15 protein-coding genes and 1 pseudogene are annotated in these 18,886 nt (G+C 42.4%); 13 read left to right on the forward strand and 3 right to left on the reverse strand.

Translation table 11 applies throughout. From position 1 onward, the window contains the following. On the reverse strand, positions 1 to 2,835 hold the full coding sequence (locus HYG88_RS07875; protein ID WP_178882863.1) for a ribonucleoside-diphosphate reductase subunit alpha: 2,835 nt from the start codon (positions 2,833 to 2,835) through the stop codon (positions 1 to 3). 545 nt (positions 2,836 to 3,380) lie between these two features. Here HYG88_RS07875 and bfmR point away from each other — a divergent pair. After that, positions 3,381 to 4,097: a response regulator transcription factor BfmR gene (bfmR, locus tag HYG88_RS07880; RefSeq protein WP_004655457.1), complete on the forward strand. Its 717-nt coding sequence runs from the start codon at positions 3,381 to 3,383 to the stop codon at positions 4,095 to 4,097. Positions 4,098 to 4,137: 40 nt separating this feature from the next. Beyond that, positions 4,138 to 5,778 carry a sensor histidine kinase BfmS gene (gene bfmS / locus HYG88_RS07885; protein WP_005158651.1) on the forward strand — a complete coding sequence of 547 codons (1,641 nt, stop codon included), beginning with the start codon at positions 4,138 to 4,140 and terminating at the stop codon, positions 5,776 to 5,778. 88 nt (positions 5,779 to 5,866) lie between these two features. On the opposite strand, the gene HYG88_RS07890 is transcribed toward bfmS, so the two are convergent. Next, on the reverse strand, positions 5,867 to 6,223 hold the full coding sequence (locus HYG88_RS07890) for a hypothetical protein (RefSeq protein ID WP_087536821.1): 357 nt from the start codon (positions 6,221 to 6,223) through the stop codon (positions 5,867 to 5,869). A gap of 122 nt (positions 6,224 to 6,345) precedes the next feature. Next, positions 6,346 to 6,522 (reverse strand): annotated as a pseudogene (locus tag HYG88_RS07895) (GGDEF domain-containing protein); the annotation flags it as partial. A 413-nt stretch (positions 6,523 to 6,935) separates the two neighbouring features. Here HYG88_RS07895 and ndhC point away from each other — a divergent pair. The 11 genes from ndhC (at position 6,936) to nuoL (ending at position 18,886) form a co-directional block, all read left to right on the forward strand. Next, positions 6,936 to 7,487 carry an NADH-quinone oxidoreductase subunit A gene (gene ndhC / locus HYG88_RS07900; protein ID WP_004663758.1) on the forward strand — a complete coding sequence of 184 codons (552 nt, stop codon included), beginning with the start codon at positions 6,936 to 6,938 and terminating at the stop codon, positions 7,485 to 7,487. 6 nt (positions 7,488 to 7,493) lie between these two features. After that, positions 7,494 to 8,171 carry an NADH-quinone oxidoreductase subunit B family protein gene (locus tag HYG88_RS07905; protein WP_004638049.1) on the forward strand — a complete coding sequence of 226 codons (678 nt, stop codon included), beginning with the start codon at positions 7,494 to 7,496 and terminating at the stop codon, positions 8,169 to 8,171. 85 nt (positions 8,172 to 8,256) lie between these two features. Beyond that, the gene (gene nuoC, locus HYG88_RS07910; RefSeq protein ID WP_004914299.1) at positions 8,257 to 10,044 is read left to right on the forward strand and encodes an NADH-quinone oxidoreductase subunit C/D; all 1,788 of its coding nucleotides are present in this window, start codon (positions 8,257 to 8,259) and stop codon (positions 10,042 to 10,044) included. Between the two features lie 12 nt (positions 10,045 to 10,056). Then, positions 10,057 to 10,566: an NADH-quinone oxidoreductase subunit NuoE gene (gene nuoE, locus HYG88_RS07915; protein ID WP_087545390.1), complete on the forward strand. Its 510-nt coding sequence runs from the start codon at positions 10,057 to 10,059 to the stop codon at positions 10,564 to 10,566. Next, the gene (gene nuoF / locus HYG88_RS07920) at positions 10,563 to 11,891 is read left to right on the forward strand and encodes an NADH-quinone oxidoreductase subunit NuoF (RefSeq protein WP_087547032.1); all 1,329 of its coding nucleotides are present in this window, start codon (positions 10,563 to 10,565) and stop codon (positions 11,889 to 11,891) included. Before nuoE ends, nuoF begins: the two co-directional genes overlap by 4 nt. A gap of 11 nt (positions 11,892 to 11,902) precedes the next feature. Further along, on the forward strand, positions 11,903 to 14,587 hold the full coding sequence (gene nuoG / locus HYG88_RS07925; RefSeq protein WP_178882864.1) for an NADH-quinone oxidoreductase subunit NuoG: 2,685 nt from the start codon (positions 11,903 to 11,905) through the stop codon (positions 14,585 to 14,587). A 3-nt stretch (positions 14,588 to 14,590) separates the two neighbouring features. After that, entirely contained in the window at positions 14,591 to 15,607 is a 1,017-nt protein-coding gene (gene nuoH, locus HYG88_RS07930) for an NADH-quinone oxidoreductase subunit NuoH (protein ID WP_004663752.1), read from the forward strand. A gap of 18 nt (positions 15,608 to 15,625) precedes the next feature. Next, positions 15,626 to 16,168, forward strand: coding sequence for an NADH-quinone oxidoreductase subunit NuoI (gene nuoI, locus HYG88_RS07935; protein ID WP_004663751.1), 543 nt, complete (start codon positions 15,626 to 15,628; stop codon positions 16,166 to 16,168). Beyond that, the gene (nuoJ, locus tag HYG88_RS07940) at positions 16,168 to 16,686 is read left to right on the forward strand and encodes an NADH-quinone oxidoreductase subunit J (RefSeq protein WP_171063546.1); all 519 of its coding nucleotides are present in this window, start codon (positions 16,168 to 16,170) and stop codon (positions 16,684 to 16,686) included. The genes nuoI and nuoJ overlap by 1 nt, the downstream gene beginning before the upstream one ends. After that, complete coding sequence (gene nuoK / locus HYG88_RS07945) at positions 16,686 to 16,994, forward strand: NADH-quinone oxidoreductase subunit NuoK (RefSeq protein WP_004638057.1); 309 nt, start codon at positions 16,686 to 16,688, stop codon at positions 16,992 to 16,994. Before nuoJ ends, nuoK begins: the two co-directional genes overlap by 1 nt. After that, a complete protein-coding gene (nuoL, locus tag HYG88_RS07950; protein WP_005218109.1) occupies positions 16,991 to 18,886 on the forward strand; it encodes an NADH-quinone oxidoreductase subunit L in 1,896 nt (631 codons plus the stop codon). The genes nuoK and nuoL overlap by 4 nt, the downstream gene beginning before the upstream one ends.

Raw genomic sequence — 18,886 nt, forward strand, 5'->3', positions numbered from 1 at the left:
TTACTGACAAGCTTCACAATCTGGATTGTCGATTGAACAAGCCATTGGTACAGGAGCTGCTGTTGTGAAACCATCTTCTTCAACTTGAGCTTCAGGTTTTTTCTCTTCAACTGCTTGAGCCGCAACGATAGGTGCTTCAATTGTCGCTGGTTTTACTGCATTCAGTGCACCAGTATTAATTGTTGATTTCTCAGCAGATGTTGCACCTAAAGCTCGGAGGTAATACGTAGTTTTAAGACCACGTAACCATGCCATCTTATACGTGATGTCAAGTTTCTTACCATTCGCGCCAGCGATGTAAAGGTTCAATGACTGTGCTTGATCGATCCACTTTTGACGACGAGAAGCAGCATCTACGATCCAACGTGTATCTACTTCAAACGCAGTTGCGAAGATTGCTTTTAATTCTTCAGGAATACGCGCAATCTTTTGTACTGAGCCTTCGAAGTGTTTCAGGTCATTCACCATCACAGTATCCCACAGACCACGTTCTTTTAATGCACGAACAAGGTAAGGGTTGATTACAGTGAATTCACCAGAAAGGTTAGATTTCACATACAAGTTCTGGAATGTTGGCTCAATTGATTGAGACACGCCACAAATGTTAGAGATCGTTGCAGTAGGTGCAATTGCCATCACATTCGAGTTACGCATACCGTCTTTTTGAACTTTAGTACGTAAGCTATCCCAATCTAAACGTTGAGTACGATCAACTTCGAACATACGCTCTGGACGAGATTTCGCAACAATTTCTAAAGAGTCAATTGGCAAGATCCCTTGATCCCACAATGAACCTTTAAATGTTGAATAAGCACCACGTTCGATTGCCAAGTTACTCGAAGTTTCGATTGCGTAATAGCTGATCACTTCCATTGATTCATCAGCAAAATCGACTGCTGCATCTGAACCATAAGCAATGCCCATTTCATATAGTGCATCTTGGAAGCCCATGATCCCCATACCCACAGGGCGGTGTTTCATGTTCGAGTTTTTCGCTTGTGGTACTGCGTAGTAGTTAATGTCGATGACGTTATCAAGCATACGTACTGCAGTTTTAATGGTACGAGCAAGTTTCTCACGATCTAACACACCACCTTGAACATGTTGTACAAGGTTGATCGAACCTAAGTTACAGACCGCGATTTCATCTTGGTTTGTATTTAAAGTGATTTCTGTACACAAGTTAGATGAGTGAACTACACCTACATGTTGTTGTGGTGAACGTAAGTTACATACGTCTTTGAATGTGATCCACGGGTGACCTGTTTCGAACAACATCGAAAGCATTTTGCGCCATAAGTCTTTGGCACGTACTTTCTTGTGTAGCATGTTTTCTTGTTTTGCTACAGCTTCGTAGTGTGCATAACGCTCAGCAAATTCAGCACCTGTTAAGTCATGCAAGTCTGGTGTTTCAGAAGGTGTGAATAGTGTCCATTCAGCATCTTCAAATACACGTTGCATAAATAAATCAGGAACCCAGTTCGCTGTATTCATGTCGTGAGTACGACGACGGTCATCACCTGTGTTTTTACGTAGCTCTAGGAATTCTTCAACGTCCAAGTGCCAAGTTTCTAAGTAAGCACAGACTGCGCCTTTACGCTTACCACCTTGGTTCACTGCAACAGCCGTATCGTTGGCAACCTTCAGGAACGGAACAACACCTTGTGATTTACCGTTTGTGCCTTTGATATATGAGTTCAAAGCACGCACAGGTGTCCAGTCATTACCTAAACCACCAGCCCATTTTGAGAGCATCGCGTTGTCACGCATTGCACCATAAATGTCATATAGGTCATCACCAATTGTTGTTAAATAACAGCTTGATAATTGTGGACGTAATGTACCAGAGTTAAACAGGGTTGGCGTAGAAGCCATATAGTCGAAGCTAGACAATAAGTTATAGAACTCAATTGCGCGTTCTTCTTTATTTTCTTCATTGAGCGATAGACCCATCGACACGCGCATAAAGAATAATTGCGGTAATTCGAAACGTACGCCATTTGAGTGAATGAAGTAACGGTCAAATAAAGTTTGTAGACCTAAATAAGTAAACTGGTTTGAACGTTCTGGTTGGATCGCTGCTGCCAATTTTGCAAGGTCAAAATCAAGAAGATCAGCAGAAAGAAGATCAAGCTCGATCCCTTTCTTCAAGAAAGTTTCTAAAGCATCATTTTCTAATGTGTCTTTAGATAGACCTAAGAACTCTAAACCTGTGCTCACTAGCTCATTACGTAATAAGCGTGCAGTTACATACGTGTAGTTTGGCTCTTGCTCGATACGAGTACGTGTTGCCATCATCATGGTGGTTGCGATGTCGCTTTCTTTTACGCCGTTGTATAAGTTTTTAACGGTTTCATCGACGATCGCTTGAACATCAATCCCTTCCAAACCTTCACTTGCTGTTTCGATTGTCGCTGTAAGTGCACCAAGGTCTAATGGTTGGAGCTGTCCATGAGCATCAGTGATTTGAAGGGTAGGATGATGGTTCGCACCTGCTTGCTGACGAGCAGTGGCACGTTGTTCACGATAAATCACATAAGCACGAGCAACTTTTTGCTCGCCTGTACGCATCAGTGCTAATTCAACTTGGTCTTGAATTTCTTCGATATGAATCGTACCGCCAGAAGGTAAACGACGATTAAACGTATTGAGTACCATCTCTGTTAATTGAGTGATACGGTCATGGATGCGACTAGAGTCAGCACCTTGTTGACCTTCAACAGCTAAAAAGGCTTTCCCGATCGCAACAGAAATCTTCTCGGCATTAAAAGACGCGATTTCACCAGTGCGCTTAATTACCTGAATTTGACCAGGAGTAGAAGTGATGATGCTCATGTCAGCATAGCTCCATTATCATCTATTTTTATGTTCATAGACCGTTTGAATCGAGCAAAATTTATGCCACGATGTTTGAGGGATAAACACAATACTTAGTGGTTAAAGTTTATTTTCAACACAAGATACGGGATTTTTAACAGCATATCAATCTTGACATTTTACTAAAGTTTTTTTTGTGTTTTAACTGCTGTATTCACAGGCACATAGCATAGCAAAGGGCTTTAAAAAGACGTATAGATAACTCTGTGGATAACTCAAAAAACAGACACTTAAATTATTTCGGAAGCGCAAAGAAACAAATTGTTTAATACTGGTACAAAATTTATACTCAATATCCATGTTGTTTATAACAAGCATGTAATTCTGAAAAAGACATTAAAATTCATCATATTAATAAAAATATAACAAAAGTGCTTAGCCGTGTATCAGTTTGGTGAACGCCTACTTGTTTACAATGTAAACGTGTGTATATTGCAAAACATAAACCAATGTATCTGTCAGATTTTTATAGATAGATTCACTCTAATTGTAGGGGCATACAAATGAGCCAAGAAGAAAAGTTACCAAAAATTTTGATCGTTGAAGATGACGAACGTTTAGCTCGCTTAACACAAGAGTATTTGATTCGTAACGGTTTAGAAGTTGGGGTCGAAACAGATGGTAATCGTGCGATTCGCCGTATTATCAGTGAGCAACCAGATTTAGTTGTCTTGGATGTGATGTTACCAGGTGCAGATGGTTTAACCGTTTGTCGAGAAGTTCGTCCACATTACCATCAACCGATCTTGATGTTGACAGCGCGTACAGAAGATATGGATCAGGTACTTGGTTTAGAAATGGGTGCAGATGACTATGTTGCTAAACCCGTTCAACCACGTGTTTTATTAGCTCGTATTCGTGCTTTATTACGTCGTACTGATAAAACAGTTGAAGACGAAGTTGCTCAACGTATCGAGTTTGATGATCTCGTGATTGATAACGGTGGTCGTTCAGTGACTTTAAACGGTGAGCTGGTTGATTTTACGAGCGCTGAATATGACTTGTTGTGGTTACTAGCTTCAAACGCAGGGCGCATCTTATCTCGTGAAGATATTTTTGAGCGTCTCCGTGGTATTGAATACGATGGTCAAGACCGTTCGATCGATGTGCGTATTTCACGTATTCGTCCAAAAATTGGTGATGATCCAGAAAATCCAAAACGTATCAAAACTGTGCGTAGCAAAGGTTATTTATTCGTTAAAGAAACTAACGGGATATAATTTGCATCTTGCTTTAAATTAGCTTGGATTTATTTCCCTTATGGTAAGTCGAGTACTAAAAAACAGCATTTTCTTGCGAATTTATGCTGGATTAGTGGTTTTAGTTGTTGTTGTTGCCGCATTTTGTTATTTGCTGGTACAGGTCATCAACTATCAACGCGCGCAAGAATATCGTGAATATCTGACGGATGGTATTTCATATGTCATCAGTGAGGGGGTATCTCGACAGCCTCAAAAACAACAAAAGCTAGATTGGATTTCTGATGCTTCCGATTTATTAGAACTTCCAATCTACTATGTTGATGCAGCACGTGTAGAGCTTTCTCGTACTGAGAAAAAGCGGATTGCTGAGCAGAAATCGGTGGTTCGTTATGATGCCAATAATGGTGTGGGTTATATCATTATTGGTCTGAAAGATGATGCGAAACATTATCTTTATATCAAAGTGGATAAGCTCGGTGAGCGCCAAATGAAGGCATTGCCAATTTTTGTACTGGATTATTTGATTTTTTATCCGGGGCAAGAGCGTGAATATTTAGAAAGAATTAAAAAACATTTTTACTATCCGATTACGATTGCCAATATTAAAGATATTAATCTAGATTCAGAGCAAATCGGTCGTTTACGTCAAGACCAAAGTATTCTGTTATATAAGGATAGTGCAACTGTACGTGGTACAACGATTTCAATTGTTTCTCCAATGCCAAATCATCCTGCACAAGTTCTTATCTTAGGTCCAGTTCCAATGTTTAATTGGATGCCTTTTCAGCTTTCAGCAGGTATTACCTTATTTAGCTTATTCTTATTAAGTCTAGGTGTTTACGGTTTAATTCTACCGCTTGAGCGGAAAATTCGTCAGGTTCGTCATGCCCTGAATAAAATGAAATCGGGTGACCTGTCATTACGTGTTCCGATTGAAGGCACAGATGAAATGGCAAATTTGGCATCAAGTTATAACAATATGTCAGACCATATCCAGCGCCTGATTGAGGCGCAACGGGAATTAATGCGCGCAGTGTCGCATGAACTCAGAACGCCTGTGGCGCGTATCCGCTTTGGTATGGAGATGCTGGCAGAAGAGGATGACTATAGTTACCGTATTCAGCAGGTGGAGATGATTGATAAGGATATTGAGGCACTCAATACCCTGATTGATGAGATCATGACCTATGCGAAACTGGAGCAGGGTACACCATCTTTGGACTTTGAGGACCTTGTGCTGGTCGAAGTACTCGATCAGGTTGCAATGGAAACTGAAGCACTGAAGACTCAAAAAGAAATTGAGTTAATTGCACCGCCGTTGTCATTATCTGTAGATGCTGAACGTCGCTATTTGCATCGTGTGGTACAAAACTTGGTTGGAAATGCCGTTCGTTATTGCGATCATAAAGTTCGAATTAGTGGTGGTGTTCGTGCTGATGGTAAGGCATATGTCTGTGTAGAGGACGATGGACCAGGCATTCCAGAGCAAGAGCGCGCACGTATTTTTGAAGCCTTTGCTCGTTTGGATGATAGTCGTACACGCGCATCAGGTGGGTATGGTTTGGGTTTATCAATCGTGAGTCGTATCGCGTATTGGTTCGGTGGAGATATTATGGTAGACCAAAGCCCTAACTTAGGTGGCGCACGTTTTACCATGACATGGCCAGCGAAGCGTTATAAACAGAACATAAAAAAATAGTTTTAATTCATTTAAGCTTGTATGAAGAATATAAGAAAGCCAAAGCATAAAGCTTTGGCTTTAATTTTTTATGAAGCATAAATATTGCTTATTCATGAATAGATGAATCAGGCTCGATTAATGGATGACCAGACCTTAAGCCATTCAGTGCATCTATATTAAAATCCAGAAGTAATGAATTATTTTTTACGTCTATTTTATAACTTTTAATCAATGGTTGATCGCCATTTAATGTTTCAACTTTATAGCTATCAGCAATGTTTAGAATACTTTCAAGATTGGTTGTTGTTGCCGCAAAGTCTTCTCTAAAGACTTCATAGATATCTCTTAGGTCGAAAATTGCATTATCAGCATCAGGGTGTTTTCGAATATAACTTTCAATGTGCCGCATCAGCAGCTGTGAAAAAAAGAAATAATCTGAGTCATGTGTATATTCTAAATGCATATTTTTCTCCTTGTTTGCTACTTTTAGAATATCGATCTCTCAGCCAAATAGTGTATAAAGTTAATTAAAGCATGTAGCTGAATTGCAACATATTATGTCGAAATGACAACCTGATTTCGGCCCTATCTTTTTGCGTGGTAAAGCGCATTGTCCGCCTGCTTGAATAAATGCTCAATCGGCTGGTGATTTTCGGGCGTGCAAATGCACAGGCCAATGCTAAGCTGAATGAAAAAATGCTGCTATTGATCAATTGAAATAGGAGTTTGGCTCATGTGTCGGCGAATCTGTTCGGCACAGGCATGAACAGCCTCCATGCTGACACTTTTTTTTGGGGGAAATTAGGTCGGGCTATTATATAAATTTTGTTTAAATTTTCAGCATAAATTTGTATCAATGCAATGATTTAGTTCATGCTGCAATATTTTTGAGCATTGATGACAAGTTGCGGATATTTTTGGCGCAAGAATAAAGAAAAAAATGATTAACATTGGTTAGTCGATTCGATAATTCGATTTTTAAGGGTGAATTTGTAGCGATCTAGGTCGTATCAGGAAATTAATCAACAAAATCATCCTAAAGACTAAAGCGCTTCAACTAGCATGAGAAATTAGAAATCAGGTACAATTGGCGGGATTAATTTTGTGTTTGGTGTATTTGAAGGCCAATACATACATTCTTTGTTAAAAATAGGCCTGCCAGGAGTTATCCCCGCATGAGTGCCATTACTCCATACGATTGGGCGATTATCGCCTTCGTGATCGGCGTTACATTTCTTTGCGTTTTTATGCTTACAGTTCCCTTACTCCTCGGGGGTAAAGCATGGGGGCGTGCGAAGCAAGAGCAGTTTGAATCAGGTGTAGTTGGTGCGGGCGGTGCTCGTATCCGCTTGTCAGCCAAATTCTATTTAGTTGCAATTTTCTTCGTTGTCTTTGACTTGGAAGCTCTTTACCTCTACGCATGGTCGACATCAGTTCGTGAAGTAGGTTGGTTTGGATTTACCACGGTCGTTATTTTTGTTGTGGATCTTTTGATCGCTTTGGTTTATGCAATTTCTGTAGGCGCGCTGAATTGGGCACCTGTAGATCGTCGTAAATCTGCTGGTGTGACAACAAAAATTGGTTCACCGAATATGAATATTGCTGACATTACTCGATTCAATAATATTGAAGAGCTTGTTGTCGATCCTACTGGTCATATTCCAGCACAGTCTTCTGGTCGTGTTAAGTCTAAAACACCGACTACATCATCATTTGAACAGGAGTAAGTCGGGATGAAATATACTTTAACCCGTGCGAATCCAGATGCCGATCAGTATCCATTACAAGATCGTCAAATCGTAACTGATCCTCTTGAGGAAGAAGTGAATAAAAGTGTGATGATGACACGTCTTGAAGATGTGTTGCATACCGCAGTGAACTGGGGACGTAAAAACTCTTTATGGCCTTTTAACTTCGGTACATCATGCTGTTATGTTGAATATGCGACGACTTTAACTGGTGTACATGACTTATCTCGTTTTGGTGCTGAGGTTATTCGTGCTTCACCACGTCAAGCAGATTTAATGATTGTTGCAGGAACCTGCTTTGTCAAAATGGCACCTGTAATTCAACGTTTGTATGAACAAATGCTTGAGCCTAAATGGGTCATCTCTATGGGTGCTTGTGCGAACTCTGGTGGTATGTACGACATCTATTCTGTAGTACAAGGTGTCGATAAAATTATTCCTGTTGATGTGTACATCCCAGGTTGCCCACCTCGTCCAGAAGCATTGATCCAAGCATTGATGTTACTTCAAGACCAAATTCAACTAGAGCGCCGTCCACTTTCAGCGGTGATTGGTGATGATCTTCAGCCTGTGTATAAGCCAAAGATGATGCCAGAACGCGATCGTAAAAATGCGGAACGTATTGCGGTGAAAAACTTACGCTCTATGGATGAAATTAAATAATTTGAACGATGAATTGTGACATGTCTGAAGAGACATGATCATCGGGAAAATTGCCAGAATTTGTATTAAATAGGAAGCCAAGCCAATGGCTGAAACTGACATTGCTATGCCAGAGTCAACGCAAGTTGATTCACGCCCAGCATTTGCAATCGTAGAAGAGCTCAAAACCAAATTTGGTGAGAACTTCTATGTGCAGGCGACTTTTGAAGAGTTTCCAACAGTCTGGGTTGAGCGCGCACGCGTGCAAGAAGTCCTTATGTTCCTCCGTAAAGTGGAACGTCCTTATGTAATGCTGTTTGACTTATCTGCGGTTGATGAGCGTTTACGTGTTCACCGTGATGGTTTACCAGCATCAGACTTTACTGTGTTCTATCACTTGTTATCGCTAGAGCGTAATAGTGATATTCGTATTAAAGTTGCATTAAATGAAAATGATTTAAGCATCCCAACCGCAACCAATATTTGGCCAAATGCCAACTGGTACGAGCGTGAAGCTTACGATATGTTTGGTATCGATTTTGCAGGGCATCCAATGCTCCGTCGTATCTTGTTACCAACCTATTGGGAAGGTCATCCATTACGTAAAGAATATTCTGCGCGTGCGACAGAATATACGCCGTATATGCAGAATCAAGCGAAACAGGATTTTGAACAAGAACACCTACGCTTTGTGCCTGAAGACTGGGGGCTAAAACGCGGCAATGCTGATGAAGACTTCATGTTCTTGAACTTAGGTCCTAACCATCCATCTGCACACGGTGCGTTCCGTGTCGTATTACAGTTGGACGGTGAAGAAGTGAAAGACTGCGTACCTGATATTGGTTATCACCACCGTGGTGTGGAAAAGATGGCTGAACGTCAGACATGGCATTCATTTATTCCTTATACCGATCGTGTTGACTACTTGGGCGGTTGTGCGCAAAACATGCCTTATGTGATGGCAGTTGAGCAGCTTGCTGGTATTAAAGTACCTGAGCGTGCGCAAGTCATTCGTGTGATGTTAAACGAATTATTCCGTATCAATAACCACTTATTATTCTGTGGTACAGCGATTCAGGATGCGGGTGGTATGACCCCTGTATTCTATATGTTCGCAGACCGTCAAAAAGTCTATGACATCGTTGAAGCGATCACGGGTTACCGTATGCATCCAGCATGGTTCCGTATCGGTGGTACGGCGCATGACCTTCCAAACAACTGGCAAAAACTTGTTAAAGAATTGCTAGAGTGGATGCCAAAACGTTTGAACGAGTACTACACTGCGGCACTTAAAAACTCAGTATTTATTGGTCGTACCCGCAATGTTGCGCAATACGACGCTAAATCTGCGTTGGCTTGGGGTGTAACGGGTACTGGTTTACGTGCAACGGGTATTGACTTTGACGTTCGTAAATATCGTCCATACAGTGGTTATGAAAACTTCGACTTTGATGTTCCAGTGGAATATGAAGGCGATGCATATGCGCGTGTTTTAGTGCATTTCCGTGAAATCACTGAATCACTAAAAATCATTCAACAGTGCTTGGATAATATGCCTTCTGGTCCATATAAAGCGGATCATCCATTGGCAGTTCCACCACCGAAAGATAAGACATTACAAGATATTGAAACCTTGATTACGCACTTCTTGAGCGTGTCATGGGGTCCTGTCATGCCTGCAGGTGAGTCATCATTTATGACTGAAGTGGTGAAAGGTGCGAGTACTTATTACTTGACTTCAGATAAGTCGACGATGAGTTACCGTACTCGTATTCGTACACCGACCTTCACACATTTGCAGCAAATGCCTTCTGTGATTAATGGCAGTTTGGTTTCTGACTTGATCATTTATTTGGCGACCATTGACGTGGTTATGGCTGACGTGGATCGCTAGGGGTAAACGATTATGATGATTTTGACTGATAAAAAACCTCGTGTGAATGTTGAAGGGATTTTGACTGCTGAAGAAATCCATGAGATTGAACACCATATTGATCACTATCCATATCCACGTGCGGCATCATTGGATGCATTAAAATGCGTACAACGTCGTAATGGCTGGGTAGATGACGCTCAAATGAATGCGATTGCGCAATTGTTGACAATCAGTGTGGCAGATTTAGAGGGTGTAGCAACGTTCTATAACCGTATTTATCGCCAACCTGTAGGTCGTCATGTGATTTTGTTATGTGACTCAATTGCATGCTTCTTGATGGGTGCGGAAACTTTAGCAGAAGCATTTCAGCGAGAGTTAGGCATTCAGTATGGACAAACCACAGCAGATGGTCGTTTCACCTTGCTCCCAATTTGCTGTTTAGGCAACTGTGATAAAGGTCCAACGTTAATGATTGATGAAGATACTCACGGTTTAGTGGATGTGTCATCAGTTAAACAGTTATTGGAGAAGTATGTATGAATACTGAACCAAAACCAATTTATGGCGACGGTAATCCAGAAACTCATCCACTCACTTGGCGTTTGAGTAAGCAAGATGCAGTACGCAATGCTGATGAATACGAAGCTTTAGAAGGTTATGCAGGCTTCAAAAAAGCGCTCAGCATGCCACCAAAAGATGTACTTGACGTGATTAAAGCTGCGACAGTTAAAGGTCGTGGCGGTGCAGGCTTCCCAGCAGGGATCAAATGGTCACTGATGGCGCCAAACGACAATTCAGGTCCACGTTACCTGATCTGTAATGCTGATGAAATGGAACCAGGTACCTTTAAAGACCGTTTGTTGATGGAAAAACTTCCACATCAATTGATCGAAGGTATGTTGATCGCAGGTTATACCCTTGAAGCAACGCATGGTTATATCTTCATTCGTGGTGAATACATCGAAGCAGCTCAATACTTAAATGAAGCATTAGAGCAAGTTCGTGCCAAAGGTTACTTGGGTGAAAACATCCTCGGTACTGGTTGGAACTTTGAGATGTATGTTCACACGGGTGCAGGGCGTTATATCTGTGGTGAAGAAACTGCATTGATTAACTCGCTTGAAGGTCGTCGTGCCAATCCGCGTACTAAACCACCATTCCCACAAGTTGCTGGTGCATGGGGTCGTCCAACGATTGTCAATAACGTTGAAACCTATAATAACTTGCCAGCGATTATGTTGCGTGGTCCAGAATGGTATATCAACCTTTCTGCACATAAGTCTAAAGATCCAGGTACGAAGATCTATGGTGCATCAGGTAAGGTGAAATTCCCAGGACTTTGGGAACTTCCTTTTGGTACAACTGCGCGCGAAGTGATTGAAGATCATGCGGGCGGTATGCGTGACGGTCTAACACTGAAAGCATGGTTACCGGGTGGCGCATCAACAGATTTCTTGGCGGCTGAACATATTGACCTGCCAATGGACGCTGAAAGCATCATGAAAGCAGGTTCACGTTTAGGAACATGTTTGTTGATGGTGGTTGATGAAACCCAGTGTATGGTCTCTGCAACGCGTAATTTAGAAGAGTTCTTTGCACGTGAATCATGTGGTTTCTGTACACCGTGCCGTGATGGCTTACCTTGGGCAGTCAAAGCGCTGAAAGCACTCGAAACAGGTACAGGTAAGAAAGAAGATATCGATCATTTACAAGAACTGACTCGTAAATTATGGATCGGTAAAACTTTCTGTGCTCACGCACCGGGTGCGATGGAGCCGCTTATGGGCGCATTAAAATATTTCCGCCATGAGTTTGAAGCAAAGGTTAAAACCCATGCTTCTGCTCTTGACGTAGAACAAGCTTAAGGAATTCGACTATGGCTACAATTCATGTCGATGGAAAATCGTATGAAGTCAATGGCTCTGAAAACTTGCTACAAGCATGTCTCAGCCTTGGTATCGACATCCCGTATTTTTGTTGGCACCCATCCTTAGGTTCTGTTGGTTCTTGTCGTCAATGTGCTGTTACGCAATATAATAATGCGGAAGATACACGTGGGCGCTTAGTCATGTCTTGTATGACACCAGCTGCCGACAATACCTATATCTCGATTGAAGACAAAGAAGCAACAGATTTTCGTGCATCAATCGTCGAATTCTTAATGACCAACCACCCACATGACTGTCCAGTCTGTGAAGAAGGTGGTCACTGTCATTTACAAGATATGACGGTGATGACGCAACATGACCGTCGTCGCTATCGCTTCACGAAGCGTACCCATCATAACCAAGAATTGGGTTCGTTTATTGCACATGAAATGAACCGCTGTATCGCGTGCTATCGTTGTGTACGTTACTACAAAGATTATGCGGGTGGTACAGACTTTGGTGTCTATGCTAATGCATCACGTGTTTATTTCGGTCGTCCGGAATCAGGTACTTTAGAATCTGAATTCTCTGGTAACTTGACTGAAGTCTGCCCAACTGGTGTATTTACCGATAAAACGCACTCTGCACGCTATAACCGTAAATGGGATATGCAGTATGCGCCGAGCGTATGTCATGGCTGTTCTTCGGGCTGTAACATCTCACCGGGTGAGCGTTATGGCGAAATCCGTCGTGTTGAAAACCGTTTCAATGGTTCAGTAAACCAATACTTCCTTTGCGATAAAGGTCGTTTCGGTACGGGTTATGTCAATCGTGAAGATCGTCCACGCCAACCTCAATTCCGTAACGGTGAAACTGTTGCAACTGTGAGTGTTGATCAGGCACTTGATCAAGTCATTGCACAGCTTAAAGGTAAGAAAGTTCTAGGTATCGGTTCTCCTCGTGCAAGCTTGGAATCAAACTACGCACTTCGCCAACTTGTTGGTCAAGCCAACTATTCAACAGGTATGTCTCAAAAAGAGCAGAACTTGGTTGAGTTAGCTGCTTCAATCATGCAAACACAGGGTATTTATAACCCGAACATGCGTGAAATTGAGAGCTATGATGCAGTTCTAATCTTGGGTGAAGACTTAACGCAAACAGCACCACGTATGGCTTTATCAGTTCGCCAAGCTGCGAAAAATAAAGCGAAAGAAATGGCTGCGAAAACGCGTACTCCTGACTGGTTAGCAGAGCCTGTGCAACGTATTGGCCAAGAAGCAAAATCACCGATTTATATTCTTGCTGCAACACAAACGCGTTTAGCAGATGTTGCAACAGGTGAAGTTGTTGCTTCTCCAAACGATATTGCACGTTTAGGTTTTGCTGTCGCTGCTGCTGTAAAAGGTGAAACAGTATCTGGTCTTGACGATGATGCAAAAGCATTTGCACAAACGATTGCTGACACTTTAAAAGCGGCGAAAAAACCATTGATTATCTCTGGTACAAGCTTGCAAGACTCAGCGATTATGGAAGCTGCTGCACAAGTTGCACAGAATCTTGGTGAAAATGCTGGTTTATCTTTGACGGTTCCTGAAGTGAACTCAATGGGTCTAGCATTATTCGGTGGTTTAAGTTTAGAACAAGCTTTTGCACAAGACTATGATGCCGTAGTTGTGGTTGAAAATGACCTAACTCGTCGTTTGCCAGTCGCTCAAGTAAAAGCTGCGCTTGATAAAGCTGAAACTGTGATCGTATTGGATCACAGCGAAACTGAGACCGTGAAGCTTGCAGACATCGTTCTTTCAGCAGCAAGTTTTGCTGAAGGTGATGGCACTGTAGTGAGTCAAGAAGGCCGTGCACAACGTTTCTATCAAGTGTATGACCCAAGCTACTACAAGCCTGAATATGCGATCAAAGAATCATGGCGTTGGTTACATGCTGTTGAGACAGGTCTTAAAGGTAAAGCAGTCGATTGGACATTGCTTGATGATGTAATTGATGACATCGTGAAGAATGTTCCAGTACTTGAAGCGATTCAAGATGTTGCACCAGATGCAGGTTATCGTGTTCATGGTTTGAAAATTGCACGTGAGCCACGTCGTTACTCAGGTCGTACCGCAATGCGTGCGCCGTTATCGATTCACGAGCCAAAACAACCAACCGATCCAGACTCAGCATTAACATTCTCTATGGAAGGTTATGTGGGTAATCAGACAGCATCGTCTTTAGTACCTTTCGCATGGGCTGCGGGTTGGAACTCGCCACAAGCGTGGAACAAGTATCAAGATGAAGTTGGTGGTCATTTAAAAGGTGGTGATTCGGGTGTACGTTTATTCGATCGCTTAGCAAAACGTCCTGCACGTAGCTATGTTGCACCGACAGCCGTGGTTGTGAATCCTGAAAGCTTCCGTCTTGTGCCAATGCACCATATCTTTGGTTCAGGTGAATTCACCATTAAAACACCAGCAATGGAATCACGTATTCCTGAAGCGATGTTTGCCGTGGGTGAACAAGATGCGACACGCTTAAATGTTCAAGATGGTCAACGTATTACAGTGAAAGCAGGCGAAACGAGCATCAGCTTACCTGTACAGGTCATCGAATATTTACCAACAGGCTATATTGGTTATCCAATTGGTCTAGCACCAACCGTTTCATTGGCAGAGCCTGTGTCTGTGGCAGTAGGAGTGTAATTCATGAATCAAGAAATTATACGTCAAACGCCACTTTGGGCTGAGAACTGGCCAATCGCTTATTCAGTGATTCAAGCAGTTGTGATCCTGTTGGTGGTGGTTTTGGTTGCTGCCTTAATGTCATTTATTGAGCGTCGTCTCTTGGCGTTATGGCAAGACCGTTATGGTCCAAACCGTGTTGGTCCGGGTGGTATGTTCCAGATCGTTGCCGACATGCTCAAGATCATGTTCAAAGAAGACTGGACACCAAAGTTTGCCGACAAGCTGACTTTCCGTTTAGCACCAGCAGTTGCGATGGCAACTGCGGTACTTTCGTTTATGGTCATCCCAGTAAGTCCTACACTGGGCGTTGCGGATATGAGTATCGGTCTATTGTTCTTTATGGCAATGGCGGGTATTGCAGTTTATGCAGTGCTATTTGGTGGTTGGGCGTCTAACAACAAATACTCGTTACTCGGTGGTCTTCGTTCTGCTGCTCAAACTATTTCTTATGAAGTGTTCTTGGGTATTTCATTGATGGGTGTGGTTGCGATTGCAGGCTCATTCAATCTACGTGAAATCGTTGAAGCTCAACGTGATGTTTGGTTTGTTATTCCACAATTCATTGGTTTCATTATCTTTGTTATTGCTGGTGTTGCAGTGACGCATCGTCATCCATTTGACCAACCAGAAGCTGAGCAAGAATTGGCGGAAGGTTATCACGTTGAATATGGTGGGATGAAGTGGGGGATGTTCTTCGTTGCGGAATACGTAAACGTGGTTTTAATCTCTGCACTGATCGTAACGTTATTCTTCGGCGGATGGCTTGCACCATTTAACTTAGAAATTCCATTTGTTCCACCAGTTTTTTGGTTCGTGATTAAAACAGCATTCTTTGTAATGATGTTTGTATTGGCGCGTGGTTCTTTGATGCGTCCACGTTATGACCAAGTGATGAATTTTGGTTGGAAAGTTTGTTTGCCATTGGCGTTGGTCAACTTGTTAGTGACTGGTGCTGTGATTCTGATGAATCAGGCCTAGGACAGCAAGGAGTACAAAATGTATAAAATTCTAGCTGGATTTGGATCGATTGTCCGTTCGTTGTGGATGGTGTTTAGCCATGTAACACGTAAACGTGATACGATTTTATATCCAGAAGTACCAGCTGAACAAATTGTGCCTCCACGCTTTCGTGGTCGTATCATCTTGACGCGTGATCCAGATGGGGAAGAGCGTTGTGTGGCATGTAACCTGTGTGCGGTTGCATGTCCTGTTGGCTGTATTTCATTACAAAAAGCGGAAAAAGAAGATGGACGTTGGTATCCAGAATTTTTCCGTATCAACTTTTCACGCTGCATTTTCTGCGGTATGTGTGAAGAAGCTTGTCCTACAACTGCAATTCAGATGACTCCAGATTTTGAACTTGCTGAATATGTACGCCAAGACTTGGTTTATGAAAAAGAAAACTTATTGATTTCTGGCCCAGGCAAATATCCTGACTATAACTTCTACCGTGTCACTGGTATGGCAGTAAATGGTAAGGAAAAAGGTCAGGCACAAAAAGAAAGTGCACCAGTTGATGTACGGAGCTTATTACCATGATGTGGCCATTTTATTTGATGGCACTTGTGGCCATCGTATCGACAATACGTGTTGTGACAAATACGAATCCCGTACATGCTCTTTTAAGTTTAATCGTTTCTTTACTTGCTGTTGCTGGTATTTTCATGATCGTGGGTGCGCCTTTTGCGGGTGCACTTGAGATTATTGTTTATGCTGGTGCAATCATGGTGTTGTTCGTCTTCGTGGTCATGATGTTGAACCTTGGACAAGATACGGTTGAACAAGAACGTAAATGGTTAACTTCTGATGCATGGGCATATCCTGCACTCATGAGTTTCTTATTGGGCTTGGTTTTGGTTTGGATGTTGGGTGGAGAATACACCACGATTTCTGCACCATTAGGTACAGAAATTGTAGGTCCTAAAGCAGTCGGTCAAGCATTATTTACTCACTATCTATTATTGGTAGAAGTTGCCGCGATGTTATTGCTTGCAGCCTTAGTTGCTGCATATCACCTTGGCAAACGTGAACCAAGTGCAGAAGAGGATAAAGAATAATGGGACACATCCCTTTAGAACATGGTTTGATTGTTGCAACCATCCTTTTTGCACTCGGTTTTTACGGTGTAATGGTGCGACGCAACCTATTATTTATGCTAATGAGCCTTGAAGTGATGATGAATGCTGCTGCATTGGCATTTGTTTTGGCAGGTAGTGTTTGGGCTCAACCAGATGGACAAGTGATGTTCATTTTGATCCTAACGCTTGCTGCGGCAGAGGCGTGTATTGGTCTTGCGATCGTCCTTCAGTTTTATCATCGCTTCCATCACTTGGATGTGGATGCTGCTAGTGAGATGCGCGGATGAGTACATTATATCTAACCGTTTTATTCCCGCTCATTGGTTTTATCCTGTTAGCGGCAGGGCGTAACAAACTGTCTGAAAATGTCGCTGCCATTATTGGTGTCGGTTCAGTTGGTTTATCTGCCTTATTTGCTTTAATCGCTGGCCTTGCATTTACTAGCAGTGGCCAAACTGTTTTTGTTCAACACTTATGGACGTGGTTCAGTGTTGGCGGTTTTGAGCCAGGCATCAGCTTGCACCTCGATGGTTTGTCATTATTGATGACAGGTATGATTACAGGTGTTGGTTTCCTGATTCACATCTTCGCATCATGGTATATGCGTGGTGAAGAAGATTACGCACGTTTCTTCTCTTATTTCAACCTGTTCGTTGCCAGCATGTTGTTGTTGGTACTCGGCGATAACTTGGCGTTATTGTTCTTAGGTTGGGAAGGCGTAGGTCTGTGTTCATACCTCTTGATTGGTTTCTACTACTCAAACCCTGCAAATGGTTGGGCAGCAATCAAGGCATTCACCGTAACACGTGTGGGTGATGTTTTCTTACTCATCGCATTGTTCTTGCTCTATCAACAGTTTGGTACGTTGAATACACAGTACATTGTTGAGCATGCAGCGACTGTGATGACGCAAAGCTCATCATTGTCGATTTGGACAGCATTGATGTTGTTCTTAGGTGCGGCAGGTAAATCAGCGCAAATTCCATTACAAACTTGGTTAGCTGATGCGATGGCTGGTCCTACACCAGTATCTGCATTGATCCATGCTGCAACAATGGTGACAGCGGGTGTGTACTTATGCTGCCGTATGTTCTCTGTGATGGAAATGGCACCAGAAGTGATGCAGTTCATCTCGATTACAGGTGCAGTAACCTTACTTGTAGCTGGTTTTGCTGCATTGGTTCAAACCGATATCAAACGTATCTTGGCTTACTCAACTATGAGTCAGCTCGGTTATATGTTTATGGCGGTGGGTGCTGAGGCGTATCAAGCTGGTTTATTCCATATGCTTGCTCACGCATTCTTCAAAGCGTTATTGTTCCTTTCTTCGGGTGCCGTAATTCTTGCATGTCATCACGAACAAAACATTTTCAAAATGGGTGGATTACGTAAAAAGATTCCATTCGTATTCTGGTGTTTTGTCATCGGTGGTGGCGCATTAGCTGCACTTCCAATCGTAACAGTTGGCTTCTTCTCTAAAGATGCGATTTTAGGTGCAGTATATGCACAGTCTACGATTGCAAACCTTCCACTTTATAACACGTTGTATTGGGTCGGTGTTGCTGGCGCATTCTTAACGTCTATCTATACCTTCCGTTTAATCTGGGTGGTATTCTTTGGCGAAGAAAAAACCCATGCACATGCCATTCATGGCGTGACTTACTGGGCACCGCTTGCAATTCTTGCGACCTTATCAACAGGTATTGGTTATTTCTTACAAGCACCTGTTGCAAAATTATTGACTGCTGCAAGTATTCCAAGCTTTGTTGTTCCTGAAGCTTTAGAAGAAGCCGTTGCACATGCAGAACATTTAGCAAGTGGTGTTGCCCTTGTTGGTTTGGTTGTTGGTATTTTCTTATTTGCCTTTGCGTATGGTGCGGTTAAATCATTTGCTCAAACGTCTTTGGGTTCTGGTTTAGCGCACATTTGCCGTACCGCATTTGGTTTTGATGCTTTGTATGACATCGTTTTTGTAAAACCATATTTATTGATTGCGAAAATCTTAGGTCGTGATCCAATTGATGGTTTATGGTTAGTGCTACCTGCACTTGTGAAAGGTGGTAATAGCTTTACAAGTTCGCGTCAAACAGGTTCATTGCGTGAATACGCATCAAGCATGTCACTCGGTGTAGTGGTGTTATTGATGATCTTGATCGTGATTCAGGTTGTGGGGAAATAA

Source organism: Acinetobacter sp. SwsAc4 (genome assembly GCF_013391535.1).
Lineage (GTDB): Bacteria > Pseudomonadota > Gammaproteobacteria > Pseudomonadales > Moraxellaceae > Acinetobacter.